The sequence below is a fragment of the Nocardia vaccinii NBRC 15922 genome, from assembly GCF_001613305.1.
Taxonomy (GTDB): domain Bacteria; phylum Actinomycetota; class Actinomycetes; order Mycobacteriales; family Mycobacteriaceae; genus Nocardia; species Nocardia vaccinii.
Genome location: NZ_BDCC01000090.1, coordinates 1 through 19,009 on the forward strand (window position 1 = coordinate 1; position 19,009 = coordinate 19,009).

17 protein-coding genes are annotated in these 19,009 nt (G+C 62.4%); 14 read left to right on the forward strand and 3 right to left on the reverse strand.

What is annotated here, in order from left to right; translation table 11 throughout:
- Positions 1 to 306: 306 nt before the first annotated feature.
- From NV1_RS39880 to NV1_RS39890, 3 genes are all read right to left on the reverse strand, one after another.
- Positions 307 to 1,068 carry an enoyl-CoA hydratase/isomerase family protein gene (locus NV1_RS39880; RefSeq protein ID WP_067904257.1) on the reverse strand — a complete coding sequence of 254 codons (762 nt, stop codon included), beginning with the start codon at positions 1,066 to 1,068 and terminating at the stop codon, positions 307 to 309.
- Positions 1,069 to 1,215: 147 nt separating this feature from the next.
- A complete protein-coding gene (locus NV1_RS39885; RefSeq protein WP_067904260.1) occupies positions 1,216 to 2,442 on the reverse strand; it encodes a CaiB/BaiF CoA transferase family protein in 1,227 nt (408 codons plus the stop codon).
- A gap of 194 nt (positions 2,443 to 2,636) precedes the next feature.
- Entirely contained in the window at positions 2,637 to 3,212 is a 576-nt protein-coding gene (locus NV1_RS39890) for a CoA transferase (RefSeq protein WP_373864709.1), read from the reverse strand.
- Between the two features lie 372 nt (positions 3,213 to 3,584).
- Between NV1_RS39890 and NV1_RS39895 the strand changes: the two genes are divergently transcribed.
- The 14 genes from NV1_RS39895 (at position 3,585) to NV1_RS39965 (ending at position 18,928) form a co-directional block, all read left to right on the forward strand.
- Complete coding sequence (locus NV1_RS39895; protein WP_067904267.1) at positions 3,585 to 4,742, forward strand: acyl-CoA dehydrogenase family protein; 1,158 nt, start codon at positions 3,585 to 3,587, stop codon at positions 4,740 to 4,742.
- A 56-nt stretch (positions 4,743 to 4,798) separates the two neighbouring features.
- Positions 4,799 to 6,109, forward strand: coding sequence for a Rieske 2Fe-2S domain-containing protein (locus NV1_RS39900; protein WP_084526614.1), 1,311 nt, complete (start codon positions 4,799 to 4,801; stop codon positions 6,107 to 6,109).
- 292 nt (positions 6,110 to 6,401) lie between these two features.
- Positions 6,402 to 6,713 carry a ferredoxin gene (gene fdxA / locus NV1_RS39910; protein WP_067904276.1) on the forward strand — a complete coding sequence of 104 codons (312 nt, stop codon included), beginning with the start codon at positions 6,402 to 6,404 and terminating at the stop codon, positions 6,711 to 6,713.
- Positions 6,714 to 6,747: 34 nt separating this feature from the next.
- A complete protein-coding gene (locus tag NV1_RS39915; protein WP_067904277.1) occupies positions 6,748 to 8,037 on the forward strand; it encodes an FAD-dependent oxidoreductase in 1,290 nt (429 codons plus the stop codon).
- Positions 8,038 to 8,264: 227 nt separating this feature from the next.
- Entirely contained in the window at positions 8,265 to 8,870 is a 606-nt protein-coding gene (locus tag NV1_RS39920) for a GntR family transcriptional regulator (protein ID WP_067904280.1), read from the forward strand.
- 375 nt (positions 8,871 to 9,245) lie between these two features.
- Positions 9,246 to 9,890 (forward strand): RraA family protein, encoded by a 645-nt coding sequence (locus tag NV1_RS39925; RefSeq protein ID WP_067904342.1) that lies wholly within the window; start codon positions 9,246 to 9,248, stop codon positions 9,888 to 9,890.
- 5 nt (positions 9,891 to 9,895) lie between these two features.
- Positions 9,896 to 11,020: an acyl-CoA dehydrogenase family protein gene (locus NV1_RS39930; RefSeq protein ID WP_245714175.1), complete on the forward strand. Its 1,125-nt coding sequence runs from the start codon at positions 9,896 to 9,898 to the stop codon at positions 11,018 to 11,020.
- The gene (locus tag NV1_RS39935) at positions 11,017 to 12,087 is read left to right on the forward strand and encodes an acyl-CoA dehydrogenase family protein (protein WP_067904286.1); all 1,071 of its coding nucleotides are present in this window, start codon (positions 11,017 to 11,019) and stop codon (positions 12,085 to 12,087) included. Before NV1_RS39930 ends, NV1_RS39935 begins: the two co-directional genes overlap by 4 nt.
- 58 nt (positions 12,088 to 12,145) lie before the next feature.
- The gene (locus NV1_RS39940; RefSeq protein ID WP_067904289.1) at positions 12,146 to 13,126 is read left to right on the forward strand and encodes an amidohydrolase family protein; all 981 of its coding nucleotides are present in this window, start codon (positions 12,146 to 12,148) and stop codon (positions 13,124 to 13,126) included.
- A 138-nt stretch (positions 13,127 to 13,264) separates the two neighbouring features.
- On the forward strand, positions 13,265 to 14,722 hold the full coding sequence (locus NV1_RS39945) for an MmgE/PrpD family protein (protein ID WP_157117714.1): 1,458 nt from the start codon (positions 13,265 to 13,267) through the stop codon (positions 14,720 to 14,722).
- Positions 14,719 to 16,986 carry a CoA transferase gene (locus NV1_RS39950; protein WP_157117715.1) on the forward strand — a complete coding sequence of 756 codons (2,268 nt, stop codon included), beginning with the start codon at positions 14,719 to 14,721 and terminating at the stop codon, positions 16,984 to 16,986. Before NV1_RS39945 ends, NV1_RS39950 begins: the two co-directional genes overlap by 4 nt.
- A gap of 2 nt (positions 16,987 to 16,988) precedes the next feature.
- Positions 16,989 to 17,369, forward strand: coding sequence for a Rieske (2Fe-2S) protein (locus NV1_RS42960; RefSeq protein WP_157117716.1), 381 nt, complete (start codon positions 16,989 to 16,991; stop codon positions 17,367 to 17,369).
- Positions 17,356 to 17,673, forward strand: a complete 318-nt coding sequence (locus tag NV1_RS39960) for a hypothetical protein (RefSeq protein ID WP_067904302.1) — start codon at positions 17,356 to 17,358, stop codon at positions 17,671 to 17,673. The genes NV1_RS42960 and NV1_RS39960 overlap by 14 nt, the downstream gene beginning before the upstream one ends.
- A 34-nt stretch (positions 17,674 to 17,707) precedes the next feature.
- On the forward strand, positions 17,708 to 18,928 hold the full coding sequence (locus NV1_RS39965) for an amidohydrolase family protein (protein WP_067904306.1): 1,221 nt from the start codon (positions 17,708 to 17,710) through the stop codon (positions 18,926 to 18,928).
- The last annotated feature ends 81 nt before the right edge of the window (positions 18,929 to 19,009 follow it).

A 19,009-nucleotide genomic window follows, 5' to 3' on the forward strand; every position in this document is an offset into this window, starting at 1 on the left:
TTAAGATTCGACTATGGCCAATGCCGTGTCCCCAGCTATCAAACGGCCCGCATGATCTTGGCATGGCCACCAGCGAAGAATTCCGCAGGTCTTGAAAGCCGAAATCATCTCCCTTCAACCACGCTTTTGTAGTCCCCTTGCGGCGACCATCTCGTCCGCTGGGCATCGGGGCGGCCGGAGGCGGGCGCAAGCGCCCGTTGGGTATGCCACCGTGGTCTCCCCGGGTGCGAGGCACCCACCGGGGCCGGCCTCCCTTCGGGGCAGCCGTTATCGCCCTGACCTGCAGCCGCCGACGTCTCTGCGCTATCAGCGACCTTGGAATATAGGCTCTGTGCGTACAAGGTTTGACGCTATCGCAGTCTTACAGTCTTCGGTGCTCCAGAGAATCGTTTGCTCAGCCAGTTCTCGGTCGAGCACGGCACGGACTCGTCGAGCGATATCGCCGCGAAGCGTTCGTCGAATCGACCTGACGGCGAGCGGTGCGGCGGCAGCGATCTCCTGTGCCCAGACAATCGCTTCCTCCCGTTCGTATCCGGGCTCGGTGAGGCGGTCGACGAGGCCGATAGCGTGTGCTTGGTCGCCGGTGAGGCGTCTGCTGGTGTAGAGCAGGTCGGTTGCAGCCTGGGTGCCGACCAGTTCGGGGAGTGTGACGGAGAGCCCGAATCCTTGGTGGAAGCCCAACTTTGAGAAGTTCGCGTGCAGCCTGCTGCTGGGCGAAGCCACACGGAAGTCGGCTGAACATGCGAGACCGAGTCCGCCGCCGACTGCGGCGCCTTGCACTGCCGCGATAACCGGGATCGCCGATTCGAACAGCTGTGCTGCTGCGGTGTATAGTCGGCGCGCCATAGTTGTCCGATCCTCATTCATGTCTGCAGACCCGAAATCGGCTCCGGCGCAGAAGTGTTTGCCTGCGGACGCCAAGATTATTGCTCGGGCGCCATCGTTGGCGGCATCGCTGTAGGCGGTGACGAGATCGGTGATCAGCGGTAGGTCGAAGTAGTTGGCAGGTGGACGGCATATTTCGATAATGGCGACGGCATCGAGCCGCTCAGTAGCCAGATCTGTCACGCGATTTCTTCTCTCTCATCGAGCGGGTGTTGGGAGGCCGACATGGTGTAACTGGAGTTCGGGAACAATGCCGTCACTCACATTCAACGTTTCTTATTACAAAGATCGAGGTGGAGGCATCGGGGTCCGTCTGTGTCACAGTGCTGGTCAGCTCCGCGTGCCGCGTGGTATCTGCTCGTCGAGTCGCGCTGGTCGCTGGAGTTCGTCGAGAATCTCATCGGTGTTCTCGCCGATGAGCGGAGCGGGGCGACGTAGACCACCCGGTGTTTGTGAAAAGCGCGACATCTGCGGGACCAGGCGGTACTGGCCCGCATGTGGATGTGCGGCGAGGGGGAGCCTATGGACGAGGTCCTGCAAGGATGGGACGGCGGTTGCGGGGATACCAGCGTCGCGACAGAACGCGACCCACTCCTCTGTTGTTCGGAGTCCGGCTATGGTGCGGACATCGCGGTAGAGAGAATCCGAGTTCGCGATGGTGGCCCGGCGGTCAGCATACCGGGGGTCGTCCTCGGCGCCGGGGACACCAGCCTCGGTAAAAAGGGCAACGTAATGCTTGGGGAGGTACGGGAAGATATGCACGAGTCCGTCCTTGCTCGGGTGGGGCCGGCGTTCGGGGGATAAGAGTCGTGGGTAGCCGGTACCCGGTAGGCCACCTTGCGCGGTAGGCGGTTCTGAGATGGCACCTGCGCCGTGTTCGGCGAGCATGAATGCGCTCATTGTCTCCTGCATCGCAACCTCCACATGCTGGCCTTCGCCCGTACGCTCGCGGTGCAAGAGTGCCGCGGTGATGGCCTGTGCGATTACGATGCCGCAGACTTTGTCGGCCAGTATGGTCGGCATCAATCCGGGCACGCCATAGACCCTTTGCATGACGTCGGGAATTCCGGTGGCAGCCTGGATGATGTCGTCGTAGGCGGGTTCGTCGGCCCGAGGCGAGTCGATCGGGAATCCTTGTGCCTGGCAGTAAACGACGTCAGGGTTGATCGCTCGTACGGATTCGTAGTCCAGCCCAAGTCGCTCGATCGCGCCGGGCCGCATGGTCGTGACAACGACATCACATGTACGCAGTAGCTCCTCGACATCGCTTCTGCGTTCAGGGGATTTGAGGTCGATGCCGACCGATCGTTTGTTGCGAAGAAGGTTGAGTGCGATACCTGACAGTTCGGGATGCGGCCCCGGCCCCATGACTCGGTTGGTGTCCCCTTCCTCGGCTTCGAGAACGATGACGTCGGCACCCTGGTCGGCCAAGATCTGGGTCGCGAGCGGGCCCATGATCACCCGGGTGAGGTCGATGACGCGGATCGCCGCAAGTGGCCCGTGCGGCGACGATGTTCGGCTCGATTCGTGGGCCTGTGGCGTTCCGTTGGTGCTCATTCGGTGCTCTCTTCGTCGATGTCGAGATTTGGAGGATGAGGAGTCGTCGAGGAATTGGGGGAGGCAGTCCGGCCAGCGGAACTGAGAACCGTACCGGTCGTATCCTCTTGCGCTTGCCGTACATACGTTGCTCTCGCGTGCAGGTGGGTTGACGGGAGTTCGGCGGAAGCACCATGACCCTGACCGGGAGGTATTCAGCGACCAGCTGGCTGATGAGGTCGTCGGTGTCGTCGGGCGATGGCATTTGCGAGAACGGCGTTGAGGGCCTCGGCAGGTCCGAGAGGTTTGAGAAGCATCGCGTCAGGGATATCGCCGATCTCGAGTTCGTCGACTGGGTTGCGGCAGAGGTGATCTTCGCTGGTCCCCAGCGCGACCAATCGTTTGTCGACGCATTCGATCGCTCTGTAGCCGACTCGGATGATGCAGCTGGCCCGCTGATCGGCAAGGTCGGAGGGTCTTGTTTGCGGCGTGGTAAGCACGGCGATGGCACTGTACGAGAAGCTGGTGAAGCCAGGGATCGGGATCTCGGTGTCAACTCCGACAGAGGCGCCGGCGCACGACAGGGCCAGTGCCCCGGATTGGGCGAAGTAGTTGATGGTGTGGCTGGGGACCGTGCTGAGCGCGCCGGTTTGACCGTGGCCCAATATCGAGACCTCGCTGAGCTGCGGAATAGCCGGTTCGGTGTCTGAGTATCGCAGCACGGTTCGCTGGGGTACCGCGGGGCAGAACCCGTCGGCGAGCACATCGGCCGATACAGGCAGCTCCCGTATCGGAGTGCTCGGGCCGGATTACCTCGTGGCCGCTCAACCTTCATGGCGCGGGCACCGTTCGGCCAGTGTCTGGGTGAGACCGAGAGCGAGCTGGCTGTGGCGGCAACGGTGACGCCGGAGACGGTAGGCGGGCAAGGGGACCCTCTCGTGACGAACGGAACATGTTGTGTACTTTGCAAGATACAACGTCTAGACTATGACCGTGGTCACCCGCCTGGCAAGAAGCTGCACCACATCGTTGCAGCTCAGGGGCGATATGAAGAAGGTCGCGCGCAGCAGTTTCTATGCAGAGTGCAGCCTAGATACGACCAACAACTATAATTTATAATCTTTCGGCTATGGTGGCCTATCGTTGGATGTAAGGAGTACGCGTTGATCAACGGCAAGCCGTTTCGCTCCTACAGTCCGTTCGTCGGAGACGAGGAACTCTTCCGAGGAGCGGTCCGGAGTTTCTTGGATCGTGAGGTCGATGCACGGGTAGCTGAGTATGAAGACGGGTCGCTACCGATTCGTCACCTGTGGAAGGTAGGCGCGTCCGAGGGGATCATCGGTGTACGTGTGCCGGAGCAGTTCGGCGGCCAGGGTGCGCCTGCGATATTCAATATTGTCGTCAGCTACGAACTGGGCCGATCGATCGGGTACGCAACCGTGGGCACGTCGATCTGCACCGATAACGCAACGAATCTTCTACTCGTCGGCGGTAGCGACGCCGCCAAGGCAGAACTCCTTCCCCGAATCCTCGATGGCCAGATCCAGGCCATGGGATTCACCGAACCGGACGCTGGAACGAACTCGAGCAACTTACGGACCTCGGCCCGCAGGGACGGCGACGAGTGGGTGATCAACGGCAATAAGTGCTTCATCTCGATGGGCGACCAGGCCGATATCATCTATGTCGTGACGCGGACCGACGGCGATGCGGATCGCGCAGGTCGGTTTACCCTTTTCGCGGTCGACGCGCCAACGGACGGACTGCAGCGCCGCAAACTCGACGCTCTCGGACTGCCTGTTCACGGACTGGGCGAGCTGTTCTTCGACGACGTCCGAGTCCCCGCACATCGGATGATAGGACCGCTCGGCGGCGGACTGAAAATGCTCTCGGGAATGATGGCGATCGACCGTGTTCAAACCCCGGCGCGTGCTTTGGGACAGGCCGAACTAGCGCTCGACCTCGTCATCGAATACGCCAAAATCCGCAGAGTGCACGAAGGTCGCCCACTGATCGAGTTTCAGAACACAAAGATGAAGCTCGCAGAGATGGCGACTCAGATCCGCGCTGCGCAAACGCTTCTGACCGAAGCCCTCGACAAGATGCGAAACGGTGTCCTGACCAACACCGATTCCGCGATCTGCAAGGTGTTTCTGACCGATGTCAGCGCCCGCGTCGTCGACGAATCGGTCCAGTTGTTCGGAGCCAACGGCCTGGCCGGGGAGAACGTGATGTCGCGGATATACGCCAGCAACAGGCAGTTTCGGATCTTGGCCGGAACTTCGGAGTTGCTCAAGATCTCGATCGCCAGCCGCCTCTGACTCAGATGTAGACCTTCTCCTCCAGCCCACAGTAATTTCGGAAGAAAGATCCCCAGATGCTCAGCGCAGAAGAGAACTCAGCCATTACCCGAGTCGAGGGTGGGGCACCCATGGGTCGGCTCATGGAGCGGTACTGGTTACCCGCAACGCGAAGCCTCGAGCTTGAAGCGGGCGGCGCACCGCAGCGGGTGCGACTGCTGGGACGAAATCTTGTCGCATTCCGCGATTCGGAAGGCGATGTCGGTGTGTTGGACGAGTACTGCCCACACCGTGGTGCGTCGTTGGCGCTGGCCCGAAACGAAAACTGTGCCCTGCAGTGTCTCTACCACGGTTGGCGAATCGACAAGGCAGGCAACATCGTCGAGGCTCCGAGTGAGCCCCGGCAGAGCTCGTTCAAGGACCGAATCAAAGCCAACGCATACAGTGTTTGGGAGGGCGGCGGCATCGTTTGGGTGTACCTCGGCCCAGAGGACCTCGAACCGCCGAAGCCTGCCTTCGATTTCACCGAACTGCCGCACGACCAGGTAATGGTTATCAAGGGTATTGAGTACTGCAACTGGCTTCAGTGCCTCGAAGGTGCCGTCGATTCGGCGCATCTGAACTGGTTGCACACCAACATCACTCGCCCCGCTTGGCTCGCGCGCGAGCAGGACGGTCCGGAGTCGGGCGGCGAATTGCTCGCCAATCTCACCCCTGACGCGCCCATTCTCGAGGCACAAACAACCGACTATGGGTTCCGGTACGGCGCGATCCGCCCAGTCCCCGGCCAGGACGATAAGCAATACATTCGGGCAACCGAGTTTGTCATGCCATTTCACTCCAACTTCCCCGGCGCCGCCGGGCACTGGGCTCATCACCAGGCGTTTGCCCCGATCGACGATGAGAATTGCATGTTCTTCTACATCCAGTACAAGACTGACGGAGTGCCGATTCCCGACGACGAGCGGCCTGCGATGCTGCGATTCGCGGGCGTTGAGCTGGAAAGCCTCGAACACGGCCGCGGTGAACGCAAGGAGATGCCGTCGGCCGAAAACCTGTGGTTCCAGGACCGAGTAGCGATGATGACCGGTATGAGTTTCTCCGGACTGCGCGGCATCAATAACGAAGACTTCGTCGTCCAGGAGAGCATGGGTGCGATCTATGACCGAACCCGCGAGCACCTCGGAATGAGCGACGTCGCGGTCATCCGTGCCCGCCGTCTGTTGCTCGACGCGTTACGGGCGATCGAGTGTGGCGAGAGTCCGTTGGGCCTCGACTCCGCAATTCCGTATCCGATCTTGCGTGGCGGTGAGGGAATCATCAGCAGGGATGAAAAGTGGTGGACGGTTCTCCGCAGTGAGGCGCTCTCGGCGGAGAACGCCTCATAATGCTCGCCGATCGAGTTACCGAGGACCGCGTTTCGCGCGACAGTCTGCAGTCGTCGATCTGTCTCGGTGTGGTTTTGGACAACGCCCGTGAGTCGGTGATGTGTCACCGGAGACAGGGGTGCGAACCGGACACAATCCTATTGAGCCGCAGTGGATTCGACGCTCTAACGCGCGCCAAACAAGACGAGACTGACCGCGGAATTGCTGTCCGCATGTTAGGGAAGACTGTCAGGGTCTCCGAACGACTCTTCGGCGAAGAAGTCGTGTCGACCCTGCCTGGACAGGAGACACTATGACATTTGTTATCGGAGATCCGTGCGTCGACATCAAGGACCGAAACTGTGTCGCGAACTGTCCGGTCGACTGCATATATGAGGGTGCGACGAAGCTCTATATCAATCCTGAGGAATGCATCGAGTGCGGTGCGTGTGAAAACGTCTGTCCGGTATCGGCGATCTTCCTGGACATCCGTGCTCTGCCCGAACAGGAACCGCACATCGAAGCTAATCGGGCGTTCTTCGACAAGCTCGGTGCGAGTCCGGGCGGGGCCAAGCAGCACGGGCCCCAAGACTACGACAGCCTCCCCGGACAACCGATCATCTAGGGACACACTTCGCTGTCACGGAAGGATTCAATTGATGGACGCCTCACCAACTGTCGCGGTCGTCGGCGCTGGCCCCTCGGGCCTTTACGCTGCAGAGGCACTATTGACCGCAAAGGTGAACGTCGATCTCATCGATCGCCTGCCGACCCCGTACGGCCTCCTTCGCTATGGTGTGGCCCCCGACCATCTGAAGATGAAGTCGCTAGTTGTCGTCTTCGAACGAATCCTGGCGATGCCCGGACTGCGTCTGCTCGGAAATATCGAAGTCGGCCGCGACGTCACTGTCGATCAGCTACGTCGGGAGTATGACGCCGTCCTCTACGCCCATGGAGCGCCCGTCAGTCGGTCCATCGGGATTGTGGGGGAGGACCTCGAAGGCGTGTACGGTGCCAGCAAGCTGGTGTCGTGGTACAACGGACATCCAGATGCGGCATTGCCTGGTGCCGTTTCTCGCGCCAGAGACATCGTCGTGGTCGGCGCCGGAAACGTGGCTCTCGATGTGGCACGCATGCTCGTACGCGACCGAGATGAGTTGGCGGTCACCGATGTTCCGGACTCAGTAATAGAGACTCTGGGCTCTCGTCGGCCGGGTAACGTGCACATCGTTGCCCGCAGAGGGCCTGAGCACGTCAAATTCTCGCTCAAGGAACTTGCGGAGATTGGGGAGTTGCCGACGGCGGGTGTCCGAGTCCACGCATCACCACAACGGCTGGCGTCGGCAGAAGTGGTTGCAGCCGGGACACCGGCTTCTCATTCGGTCAAGCTCTTCACCGAATGGGCCACGCGACAACAAGATGCAAACAACACCACGGTGCACTTCCACTTCGATCTGACTCCGGTCGAAGCCTGCGGTACTTCCGCGCTGACCCATGTTCGGTTCGTTGGTGCAGAGCGCCCGGCGGAAGTGGTCACACTCGACAGCCAACTCTTGCTCATCTCCGCAGGCAACACCGGTGTCGCACTGGCTGGGGTACCGTTCGACCCCGGCCATGGAACAGTCGATCACACCGACGGGCGAGTCCTTCGCGACGACAACCTCGCACCCGAGTACGTGGTTGGTTGGGCCAAGCGCGGTGCAACGGGAGTTATCGGGATCAACAAGGCCGACGCAACAGCGACGGTGCAGCTGCTTCTCGAGGACCTGAAGCTCCGGCCACTGGTGGGCGCATCGCGAGACGAGGTGCCGGAGTGGGGTGGACGGGCAGTCGAGCTAGACGGTTGGTCACGGATCGACGCCGTCGAGCGGGACCGGGGCCGTGCTCGTGGCAGCCGCCGGGTGACCATCGAAACCTGGCGTGAACTCATGGGCGCGGTCGGGCGCTGAGATGGAGAACGCCAGGTCTGTATCGGCTGCGGACGGCCGGACGCCGGCCTCAACCTTGGTTGAACGTCGCCTCGTGTGGCAGGAGCCACTCGAGTTAGGTGCAGGCAGCCGGTTACTTGTAGAATCGAAATTGTATCTAATACTCTGTAACGGACTGTGAGGGTGGGATGGACGTCGTCTACGGGGATCGGGTTTCGAGTCGGGTCTGGGCAACGAAGGCTGACGTCGTGTACGACACGATCCGCAGGCAGATTATCGACGGCAAGATCGCTCCCGGCGCTGCCCTCGATCAGGCTCTTGTTGCACAGCAACTCGGGGTGTCGACTACACCGCTACGCGAAGCGATGCGCCGCTTGGAAAGCGAAGGCTTGCTTACTCAGGTTGCCCACCGCGAGATGCGGGTACCGCTTCTGAGTAGGTCGGACCTGGTCGGTATCTATGACATCCGCATGCAGTTGGACCCGTGGGCAGCGCGGCTGGGCACGCAACGCGCCACTGATGCCCAGCGTGCAGCGGTGCTGGAAATGAAGGATTTTCCCGACACCGATTCGGTTGTGGAATTGAGCGAGCACCACGCCGAGCTGCATCGGCGGATCTACATCGCCGCCGGCAATATCAATCTCACCAACATTCTCGACGTGTTGTGGGATCGTTCGCGGCGGTATCGGATCATCTTGTTCGGTGCCGAAGCCGGGTTCGGTCTACGCATCAATGAACAGTATGCTTTGGTCGACGCGTTCGTCGAAGGACGCGCGGCGGACGCCGCCAAGACACTGAAGCAGTCGCTACAACGCTCTGTTGATCTGCTGGTGCAGCGCATTCCGGTGGCCTGACTCCCGAGACCTTCCCGCGCGCCCAGAGAGCCCGACGATGGCCACATTTTCATCGTCGGGCCTTCGTCGTCTATACGGGTCGAGCGGGCTCTAGTGTCGCCAAGGTTGTTGCATTTTATAAAATATTCGCTAAGGTTGAGGCAGCGGCAGAGCTGTGGCACAACCCTCGGATGTGACTGAGGTGCATGCGGCCTCATGTGTCGCCTCCTCGATGGCGAAGGTAGCCGGGAAGCAGTGACTTCGCCGTTCCGAGTCAGGTGGAATCGCCAAATAACAAGCGCTGCAAGGATTTGCGACGCCACATCGATAGAGGTTCGGCGTCGCGGCATGACTGAACGCAGGGCAAATGCAAGAGCACACTGAGTGAGAGAGCCCATGACTGAACAACGCCACTCGACGAGCGATGACACCACTGCCTTTCGGGTAGTAAACCTGGTCTTTCCAACGGCGACGTTGCATGAGGCTGCCGGCCGCATCGGGGCGTTGACCCACGAAATCAAGCCGGTGGACTCCGACTTCAGAATTTGGGGTCCGGCGTACACCGTACGCACGGGACCTGGTCATAACTTGTGGATTCATCGCGGCGTGTACGAGGCTCCTGCGGGCAGTGTGCTGGTCGTCGAGATCACTCCTGGTGATGTGTTCGGGTACTGGGGTGAGATCTTGTCGGTGGCGGCACAGGCGCGCGGGCTGGCCGGCTTGGTCATCGACGGCGGTGTCCGCGACACCGCACTTCTATCCGAGGTGGGGTTCCCAGTATTCGCTGCGGCGGTCAGCATTTCCGGAACCGGCAAGGACCCGCAGGTACCCGGAGCGCTAGGAGAGCCGGTCAGCATCCGCGGGGTGACCGTACGAAGCGGTGATCTGGTCGTGGGGGACCGCGATGGCGTGGTCGTCCTTGCCGCTGACACGGTCGACGACGTGTTGGCAGCCAGTCGAGCGCGGGAGGAGAAGGAGGCAGACATGATGCGTGCCTTGCGAAATGGTGCGACAACCCTCGATCTGCTGGGGTTGCGATGAGTGGTATGGATGCACTGATCGCCCTGCGCGGTGAGGTGCGTGAGTTCCTGCGCGAGAGTTGCGCCGCAGGAGAATGGACCCCGGCGGTCGATGGCTGGGTCGGGGGCTTGAGTCCCCGTTTCAGCAAGATGCTCGCTGCTCGTGGGTGGGTCGGTATGACGGTTCCGCTTGAATACGGCGGGTCGGCGCAGGGGGCGTTGCGGCGCTTTGTCGTCACCGAGGAGTTGTTGGCCGCGGGTGCGCCGGTCGCGGCGCACTGGATCGCGGACCGGCAGATTGTGCCCAGCCTCCTGAACCATGGAACAGTTCAGCAGCGGACACGGTATCTGCCTGGTATCGCCGCCGGTGAACTCTACATTTGCCTGGGAATGTCCGAACCCGACGCCGGGTCGGATCTGGCGGCTGTACGCACACGGGCCACCCGCCAGGCTGATGGCTCGTGGCTCGTGTCCGGATCCAAGATCTGGACCTCACACGCTCAGATCTCGCATGCCATCCTGGTGTTGGCCCGGACAGAGCCCCCCGGCGACAAGCGTCATGCCGGCCTAAGTCAGTTTCTCATCGACCTGCCGTACGAGGGTGTCACCATTCGTCCGATCGTCACGCTCGACGGCCACGCCCATTTCAATGAGGTCATTTTCGACGATGTCGTCGTGCCCGCTGACGCATTGCTGGGACAGGAAGGACAGGGGTGGGCACAGGTCACCGCGGAACTGGCCTACGAACGCAGTGGGCCCGAACGGATCATGAGCACAGTGCCGCTGCTGCTCACCTGGGGTGCGTACTTGCGTTCCACGCCTGACGATGTCGGTGCCCGGCTCGAGTTCGCGCGACTGTCGGCGACTCTGTCCACTCTGCGCGCCATGTCTTTCGAGGTCGCGTGCGCGCTTGATGCCGGCGAGTTGCCGGCCACCCGGGCTGCCATGGTCAAGGAGCTTGGGGGAACCTTCGAGCAAGAAGTCGTGGAGGTGGTCAGTCGATGGACACCAGTGGAACCAGATTTCGGCAGTGACAATTTGTTCGCCGTGCAACTGGCCCAAGCCATTACCCACGGACCGACTTTCACGATCCGCGGCGGCGCGAGCGACGTTCTGCGTGGCATTGTTGCGAAAGGGCTCGGTGCACGATGACTGACAGCGAACAGATTCGTTGGATCACCGACAGTGTCGAAGCCGCGCTTCTGGCGCTCGACATCGGCACTGCAGGCGACGAGACCGACGATGGGCATCGCGCATGGAAGTCCTTGGTGCACAACGGAATGACCCTGGTGGGCGTGCCTGAGGAGGCGGGTGGCAGCGGCGGCGGGTGGGCTGAGGCCGCCGCTGTGCTCGCCGAGAGTGCCCGCCATGGTGTGTCGCTGCCGATTCTCGAAACGGCATGGCTGGCCGCCCACGCCGCAGTCTCGGCGGGGTTGTCGGTCCCGGCGGGCCGAGCCACCATCGCGATAGTCGCACCCGACATGGTCGAGGATGGTGGCCCGGAAGCCATTCCTGTATTAGCCGGCACGATCGCGCGGGTCCCGTTTCTGCCGGATGCCGACGAGGTGTTTGTGCTCGCCCCTGTCCGCGATGCGACTTATGTGGCGCGTCTGACGATCGGTTCGTTGAAGGTACGGCCAGGTGCGACGGTCGCGGCGGAGCCCCGCGGCGATCTCGTACTCGGTGGCCCGCTGCACACGGCCGAGCAGGGGTGGGCGGACATCGATCTCATCGGTCGCCTCCACGACCGGCTGTTGGCCGGTCGAGTCGTGCAGGGTGCGGCGGTCGCGCGCACCGTGCAGGGAATGACGCTCGAGCACACCGAGACCCGCGTGCAGTTCGGTCGACCTTTGATCCGGCTGCAAGCGGTGCAACACCGACTCGCCCGCCTTGCGGCGAATGCCGAAGTGCTGCAGGTGTGCTCGCGGGTGGCAGTCGCCGCTCTCGACAAAGATGTAGACGACCAGGCGCGCAGGCGCGCGATCACTTCCGCCGCGTTGGCGTCGTTCGATGCGGTCGGTGCCGTTGTCGAACAGGCCCAGCAGTTGCACGGCGCCATGGGATTCACTCGCGAACATGCGCTAGCGCGTTCGACGCTGCGGATGCTCGGCTGGCGTCAGGAGCTCGGTGGCGCTCGCTGCCGCGGCACCGAACTGGCTCATGACCTCCTCGACTCGGATCTCCCGGTGTGGGACCGACTCGCACCGCTGGGCGCCTGAGTGTTTCAGGTTCCCGATACACACTCTGGCCACCGACACATCACGTCAGGAGAACTCGATGATCATCGACGCACACGCTCACCTCGTCGCCCCGCCTTCCTTTCAGGCGGCGTGGACCATGATGGAAGCAGCCGGTCCCTACAGCGGTCGGACCAAGATGCATTGCACCGCAGATGAACTCATTGACTACGCGGACCGGCAGATCGCGTTGATGGATGAGGTCGGCACCGACATTCAATTGACGTCACCGCGGCCTTACACGCTCAAGCACTCGCACCCCGCAGGCAAAGTGGTCGAGTGGTGGGTGCAGAACAACAATGACGCCATCCACGTCCAGGCACAGGCCCGACCCGACCGTATCAAGGGGGTCGGTGCGTTGCCGCAGCAGGCCGGGCAACCGGTCGACGTTGTCTTCGACGAGCTCGACCGGTGTGTCAACGATCTCGGTTTTGTCGGTGTGCTGGTCAACCCGGATCCCGGTGAGGGCGACGGCAGGACACCAACTATGGGTGACGAGTACTGGTATCCACTGTATGAGAAGCTCGTCGAATACGACATCCCGGCACTGCTGCATTGTGCCGGCTGCTATGGGCGGGAAAGCTTCAGTGAGCACTTTATCTCCGAGGAGTCCCTTGCTATCTTGTCGATCCTGCGCAGCTCGGTCTTCGACGACTTTCCCTCGCTCGAGCTGATCGTTCCGCACGGTGGTGGGTCTGTGCCCTATCAGCTCGGCCGCTGGGCTGCCCACACCGGCAGGCATCAAGGCTGGACAACTGTCGAGGAAGCCACAGTCAAGTTCACCGAGGGACTGCGCAAGTTCTATTACGACACTTGCCTCTACACGCCCGCAGCATTGTCGCTGCTGATCGGTGTCGTCGGATCCGACCGAGTGCTGTTCGGCACCGAGCGGCCAGGTAGCGGGTTCGCGTTCGAGGACATCAAGCCGGTGATCGAGGGCCTGCCGGGACTGCGTGACGAAGACCTGACCAACATCTTCGAAGAGAACGTCCGCAAGCTGTACAAGCGCGCCGCGCTCTAGAGCCGAATCCACCTCCAGTTAATTATGTGATCCACCTTCCATTAGTGCAGAGCATTTTATAAGATGCAAAAGACAACCGACTGAGGCGTGGAACGTGTTGGCGCGGCACGGAAGGTGCTGCGATGGAAAGGCGAGGAAATGTCGACCACTTCTGAAATCACCGACGGCGTCGTTGAGTTGGCGGCGTTCTTGACCGGTGACGATATGAGTGCAGACGCGATCAGTGCGACAAAGATGCTGGTCCTGGACTCGCTCGCATGCACGGTAGCGGGAGTGACGCTGGGCTCCGGCGGAATAGTCGAAAAGGTATTGACCGCTTGCGGTGGCGTTCCTGAGTCGACTGTGATCGGTTCCGGCGACCGCCTTCCGGCGTTGGTTGCCACTTATGTCAACTGTCACGCCGCCAACGCCCTGGATGCAGACGAGACTGTACGTTATAAGGGGCACATCGCCGCAGCCACTGTGCCGACGGCGATCGCATTCGGCGAGAAGGTCCATGCCTCGGGGATGGACGTGCTCACGGCGATCGCGGTGGGCTATGAGGTCGCCACCCGCTACGCTCAGACGCTGCAGGGGATTCGGGTCAACGAGCGTGGTGAAACCGAGATGCCGCGGATCGGCGGCTACAGCTGGGTGGGCCTGGCATCGACGGTGGCTGCTGGCCGTCTGCTCAGGCTGGATGCCACGCAGATGCGTATGGCGATCGGTATTGCCGGCAGCACCCTTCCGCTGCCGGCGTCGACACCGTTCGGACTCAACCTGCCGCGGCCGATGACGAAGTACTTGATGTACGGCGCGGCGGCCCATTCGGGTGCCCTGGCCGCACTCCTGGCCGCCGAGGGGTTCACTGGTGAGGTCGCGATTCTCGATGGCGACGCTGGTCTGTGGGCGGCACTGGGATCCCTGGGCGCCGACCCCGGAGCGATACTGGCGGGTGCTCCTGTCCGCTGGGCGGTCGAGGACGCCTGCTACAAGGCGTACCCCGGTTGTCGGTTCAACGCCCCGGCCATCGATCTCTACCTGGAACTTGTTGCGGCGGAATCGATTACCCCAGATCAGGTGATGTCGATCGAGGTGCTTCTGCCCGCAGCGGGACTGCGTAAGCACAAGGCCGACCGACGGGAGGTCGAGACACTCGTCGACGCGACCTTCTCCCTGCCGCACCTGCTGGGCTGTGCCGCCTACCTCAGCGACTCGATGGGGCCAGCGTGGGTCGACGACAGTGCCCGCACCGACCCGCGGATCCGTGACTTCGCTGCCCGGGTGCAGTGTGACGTGCTCAGCGCGGCAGGGGAAATGGCCGCCGAGGACCTCGCCCAGCACGGGCACCTGACTCGCATGCCCACGAAGCTGACGGTTGTGACCGACCGTGGCGTGTTCACGCGTTCGGCCGAGTATGCGCGCGGCGACGTCTATGACAGTGCCTACGCATTCGAGTTCGACGATGTGGCGCGGAAATTCCGTCAGTTCACCAAGGATGTCCTGACCGAGGAGGGCGCCGAGAACACGATCGCATCGGTCGCCGCCCTCGACCAGCTCACGACGCTCGACGGGCTGATGTCGGCCTGCTCAACACGGAAGGAGCGAGTCGCGTGAGCCCTGGTATACGCGGCCTGCGCGTGCTCGACCTGGGGCTCGGGCTGCCGACCTACCTGGTAGCAAAGCACATGGCTGATCTCGGTGCGCAGGTTACCTGCGTCGGACCCGACCCGCTCGAGGGACGCTATCCGGCCCGGGATCTGTGGCGCGCCACTCAGCCGAAAAGGCCGCTGTCCGCGCTCGATGGCCTCCTCGCGGCGGCCGACGTTGTGCTGATAGGCGGCGAGGACGCACTCGGGGGCGACCGGCAGAAGCCCGACGCCGCAGCACTCGTCGAGCGCTATCCCCGTCTCGTCGTCCTCGACATCGTGGGCGATGACATGACCCTCGACCACGCGAATGCTCTCGTAGTTCAACGGTTGCCGGCTGACGAGCTACTTGCACAGGCGCGCAGCGGCATCGTCTTCGAGCACCACGCTGACCGGCCCTTCGTGCTCGGCGTTCGCCCGGCATCCGTCGGCGCCGCCCTTTTCGGCGCCGTGGGTGTGTGGGCGGCGCTGATCCAACGCCGTCAGACCGGGCGGGGACAGGTTGTGCGGACCAGTCTGGTGCAGGGCGTCACGGCGGTGTTCGGTGCCTTGGGAATGTTGGCCTCCAAGCCCGATGCCCGTCTGGAGAGCTATCCTCCGCTGGGGGTGCGGCAACTGATCTTCGGCACCGCGGACGGCAAGTTCCTGCAGGTAGTGCTGGGTGTGCCTGGGGCCGTGAAAAAGCTCTACGACCTGCTCGAGATCGATATCGACGTCGACCCGAACGACCGGGGGGTGCCAGATCCCCGGCAGACCGATCCTCGAAAGTTCTTCGGCGACCACGATCTGATCGCCCGGGCGGTCGCCCGGTTCGATCGCGACGATCTTCTCGAGCAGCTCCGGGCGGTCGGCCTGGGCGCCGAACCAGTTCTCGGGCCCGCCGAGTGCTGGTCCGACGAGCACGTGCGTCATGTCGGAGCCATTGACATCGATGTCCAGGGGCGCGAACACGTCGGTGCGGTGGCCACGGTGCGGCACCGCGATACCACGGCGCCGGCGTCTTCGGCGACCACCGATGGTGATCCATTCGCCGCGCCGCTGGCCGGGCGCCGGATTCTGGACTTCGGTAGCTTCGTGGCGGGTCCGCTCGCCGGCCGGGTCCTGGCTGACCTCGGGGCCGAAGTTATCAGTGTCGTACCGGCCAAGCCCGCGCCCAGTCTCACCACTGCTCGCCAGGGGATGGTGTCCAACCGGGGAAAACGGAGCCTGGCGCTCGACATGAAGACAATCGAGGGGCAGCAGATTGCGCATCGTCTGGCCGCCGACGCCGACGCCGTGATGCACAATTTCCGAGTCGGCGTTGCCAGGCGGCTCAATATCGACCCAGCGACGCTGCAGACCATCAATCCGGCCATCGTCACCCTCACCACATCGGCATACGGAACCAGCGGTCCCAAGTCCACCGATACCGGATTCGACATGGTCGTCCAGGCCGTCAGCGGTGTCGAGCGTCGCGCGGGGGGCCCACACGGTGAGCCCGAGTGGATTCGCACCCCTCTTATCGATTACCTCACCGCGCTCTCCGGCGCTGCTGCCCTTGCGGCCGCATTCTTCGAGCGAGACGAGGTCGGCGGATCGGTCGAGGCCGAAGTGGACCTGTTGCGATCAGCGTTGCTGATCTTCTCCGACGTCGTGCGTTACCCCGATGGGCATATCACCCAGGCGCCGACTCTCGATGAGGAGGGACTCGGCTTTGGCCCGGCGGAACGGTTGTACCGTACTGCCGATGGATGGGTGGCGGTCTCCGCATCATCGGCGCAGGCCAGGAATGCACTGGCCACAGTCACTGGCACCACCGAACAGGAGCCGGGTGTCTCGCTGGCGCAGTGGTTCTCGGGTCGCGAGACGATCGAGGTAATCGATCTGATGCGCGCGGCCGGTGTCGGGGCCGAGGAATGTCGTCGCGACGTCTTCAGATCCTTGTTGGCTGATCCTGTGGCGCACGAGCGGCAGGCCATCCTCGATATCGAGGATCCGTCCTACGGAATCATCAACAGCTGGTTCGGCGCGGGGGTGCGCTTCTCCCGGGCCCAGGACCTCACCGCCCCGAAGGCGTCGGCTCCGCGCACCGGAGAACACAGCGGCGAGATTCTCAGCCGCGCTGGGATATCCCCCGACGAGATCGACGAACTGATCGCCGCTGGCGTCGTTCATGCCCTGCCCGAACAGGCCCCGACATCATCGGCCAGCCGGGCGGATGACCGCCTTGCACAAGTGATTACGAGGAAGTGACCGTGACGATCTCTGCCACCAGAGTCCGCGTCTGCGCCAGCGCGGACATCGAGGAAAAGGGTCGGCTAGTGCTCGACATCGGGCCGGAGCTGACTATCGGCTTGTTTCGGGTCAAGGGCAAACTCTATGCCTACCCTAACAATTGCCCTCATATGGGCGGGCCGGTCTGCCAAGGCTTGATCATCGATGGTGTCCGCGAGGTACTCGGTGAGCATCAGCAGACCCTGCACCAGGAGTTCGATCCCGAAGACCCGCACATCGTATGCCCCTGGCATGGCTTCGAGTTCTCCATCACCACCGGCCGCCACGCCGGGGCCGGTCATCCGGTCATGCATAGCATCCCCGTCTCCGAAGAGAACGGTGACGTATATGTGCAACTCTGAGCAGGCCGCTGTTGCCGATCAGTTGGACGTACTGGGCGCCCTCGCCGACCAGTTCGACGCGATCGTTACCGCCGCGCAAGCGGACACCGCGGTGGAGTTCGCCGAGCACGATATTCAGCGGATCACAGGCGCCGCAATCAGCCTCTACGCCTTGACCCGGGACCGCGGTCAGGTGACGTGTATGCCCGCCGTCGATCCGTCGACCACCGAGATGCTGGTCCTCGTCGCCGACTTACTCGCAGCCCACGACATCAACACTTTCGACCTGGCCTTGTGGCTCTCGCACGCCGGCGCCGGACGCTGACACAGCCCGAGGTGGCAGCCTCAAGGAGAACCCCATGATTACCCAACAGACCCCGACTGACATCGTCGTGACACCGCGTCCGGTGCAGCACATCGTCCAGCAGACCGACACTCGTGAAATGCTGGCAAACGCCCGCAAAGACATCGCCCGCTACGGCCTCGACAAGTACTTCATCGTCGATGTCGACGCCCACCACCACGAACTGCGCTACTGGGACGATGTTCTCGAATATATCGATGACCCGGTGCTGCGCCGCAATGCACTGGCCATGAACCGTCTGCGCCCTGGGGCGCTCATGGGACACACGCCCGGACTCAACTACCAGGACGTGGCTGGACGCATTCCACACTCGAACTCCCACCGGCTCATCGAGGGTGTCCCCGAAGGTCGCTCCGAAGACGTCGAGTTATTGGTACGCGCCATAGAATCGATGGGCATCGACCTGCAGGTCATCTTCCCGCAGCCGATGCTCGAGATCGGCCTGCATCCGCAGAGTCACATCGAGGTAGCGCTGACCAAGGCCTACACCCGGTGGCTGGTCGACCACACACTCAAAGAGGACCCCCGGATCAAGACGCTGGTGCCGCTGCCATTCGTCGACCCGAAGGCGTGCATCGAAATGGTCAACGAGCACGCCGCCAATCCCTCGGTGTTGGGCTTCATGGTCACGAGCCAACGTCACCAAGGCGTCCAACACCGCGACTATATGCCGTTGTATGACCTCATCCAGGACACCGGAAAGCCGATTGCATTTCACGCTGGTCCGTCGTTCGGCGAGCCGGCATCCAAGGCGCTCAACAAATTCATATCGGTGCACGCGGTAACTTTCGTGACTTGCAACATCGTGCACATGACCAACTGGATCCTCAACGGCATCCCTGAACGTTTTCCCGGTTTGAAAAGCATCTGGGTCGAGTCGGGGATCGCGTGGGTCCCCTTCCTCATGCAGCGCCTCGACCACGAATTCCTGATGCGACAGTCCGACGCCCCATTGCTCAAGCGGCTGCCGAGCGACTACATGAAGGAATGCTATTACAGCACCCAGCCGATGGAGGCCGACAATCTCAAAGCGCTCGAATACACGATGGAAATTATGGGAGCGGAAGACAACCTGCTCTACTCGTCGGACTGGCCGCATTGGGATTTCGACGCACCGAGCTCCATAGCGAGCTTGCCCTTCCTGTCCGAGACCGCTAAGCGCAACATCCTGGGCGAGACGGCCCGCAAGTTGTTCAACCTGCCTCACGACCTGTGACCCCACTGTCTGGACATCGGCTGTCTTCCGCGATCGCGGCACAGAGCCGACCGAAGTGCCTCTGTGGCACAGAAAGTGCTG